This window comes from Intestinibacter sp., from assembly GCF_051866655.1.
GTDB lineage: Bacteria > Bacillota > Clostridia > Peptostreptococcales > Peptostreptococcaceae > Intestinibacter.
On sequence record NZ_JBJDXL010000553.1, the window covers coordinates 1 to 2,089 of the forward strand.

The window sequence follows — 2,089 nt, forward strand, 5'->3', positions numbered from 1 at the left end:
GATGGAAAACAAAAACTTGAGAAATAGTGTATTAATGGATTATGAAATAGAAGATTTTTTATTTGGAGATACAAAGGAAATTTTTGATTACATAATTAAAAATAAAGAATTGGACAAAATAACTATTGACAAAATTAAAAGTTTAAGCATATCTGAAGAATATGTTAAAACGATCCAAAGTATTCCAATAGAAGAAATTAATACTTATACTTTAGAAGGTACAAAAAAAATAATAGATCAAATTAGAAAAAATATAATAGATGACGAGATCAAATCGATGTCTGATGAAATAAAACAATTGTCAAATAAGCTTGAGTTATTGAAAAAGAACAACGACAATACGAAAGAGGTAGATGATAAAATTATGAATTTAAGTTTAGAAATTTTAAAAAGAGAAAAGATAAAAAAAGATTTATAGAAAGGAGGAGATAGAATATGGCGGGTAAAAAGGAAAACAAAAAATTAACGGCAAAGGCACTTATAGATAAAGGTAAAAAGCAAGGTTCTTTAACATTATCAGAGATAATGGAAGCTTTTTCAGAAACTGAGTTAGATAAGGATCAAGTCGAAAATCTTTACGAAACACTTGGAAATCTAGGAATTGAAATAATTGAAGATAAATCACAAAAGGCTGATGTTGATTTTTCTGATGATGATACAGATTTAATGGCAGATGATAATTTTGATGGAGTGTCTGATGATGACCTTAAAAAAGAAGACAGCGTAGATATGGAAAAAATAGACTTATCTCTTCCTAAAGGAATAAGTATAGATGACCCTGTTAGAATGTATCTTAAAGAAATAGGTAAGATACCTCTACTTAAACCACATGAAGAAATAGAATACGCTAAGAGAATGTTAGAGGGAGACGAAATAGCTAAACAAAGATTAGTAGAAGCCAATTTAAGATTAGTTGTAAGTATAGCGAAAAGATACGTAGGTAGAGGAATGCTATTTTTGGATTTAATTCAAGAGGGTAATCTTGGTCTTATAAAGGCAGTTGAAAAATTCGACTACGAAAGAGGATTTAAATTCAGTACTTACGCTACTTGGTGGATAAGACAGGCCATAACTCGTGCTATAGCAGATCAAGCTAGAACTATCAGAATACCTGTTCATATGGTTGAGACTATAAATAAATTAATAAGAGTATCTAGACAATTGCTTCAAGAGCTAGGACGTGATCCAAAGCCAGAAGAAATTGCTAAGGAAATGGATATGTCTGAAGAAAAAGTAAGAGAAATAATGAAAATAGCACAAGATCCAGTTTCTCTAGAAACTCCAATCGGTGAAGAAGAAGACAGTCACTTAGGAGATTTTATACCAGATGAAGATGCTTTAGCTCCAGCAGAAGCAGCAGCTTATTCTCTACTTAAGGATCAAATAGAAGAGGTATTAGGTTCTTTAAATGAAAGAGAACAAAAGGTATTAAAATTAAGATTTGGATTAGAAGATGGTAGAGCTAGAACTCTAGAAGAAGTAGGGAAGGAATTCGATGTAACTAGAGAAAGAATAAGACAAATAGAAGCAAAGGCATTGAGAAAGCTTAGACATCCAAGTCGTTCTAAAAAATTAAGAGATTATTTAGATTAGTTAAAATAAAAAAATTCGCCCCAAAAGGCGAATTTTTAAATGAATAAAAATAAAAACTACACATTTATAAGAGAAAGGATGAAATATTTGAAGCTTACAGATAGACTGTTAAAAATTGCATCGTTAGTAGATAAGAATAAAAAAATAGCAGATATAGGAACTGATCACGGTTACATACCTGTATATCTTTTAAATAAAAATATAATAAATTACGCTATTTTAGGTGATATAAATAAAGGACCTCTAGAAAATGCCAAAAAGGAAGTAGTTAGAAATAATTTATCTGATAAGGTGGATTTGAGACTAGGATCAGGAATAGAGGTGCTAAAACCAAATGAAGTAGACCAAATTATAATAGCTGGTATGGGAGGCGTTCTAATTAACGATATATTAAAGGCAAATGAACCTGTAGCCCATAGCGCAGAAAAATTAATACTTCAACCTATGCAGAGTCCAGAGGAATTGAGAAAATTTTTATACAAAAATGGATACGAAA

General features: G+C 30.3%; 2 protein-coding genes and 1 pseudogene. All 3 read left to right on the forward strand.

What is annotated here, in order from left to right; translation table 11 throughout:
* Positions 1–418, forward strand: a pseudogene (locus ACI3VO_RS16675) (DNA primase); the annotation flags it as partial.
* Positions 419–435: 17 nt separating this feature from the next.
* Positions 436–1,593 carry an RNA polymerase sigma factor RpoD gene (rpoD, locus tag ACI3VO_RS16680; RefSeq protein ID WP_439758990.1) on the forward strand — a complete coding sequence of 386 codons (1,158 nt, stop codon included), beginning with the start codon at positions 436–438 and terminating at the stop codon, positions 1,591–1,593.
* An 87-nt stretch (positions 1,594–1,680) separates the two neighbouring features.
* Positions 1,681–2,089, forward strand: a 409-nt coding sequence (locus tag ACI3VO_RS16685; protein ID WP_439758991.1) for a class I SAM-dependent methyltransferase, incomplete at its 3' end; no start/stop codon positions are given.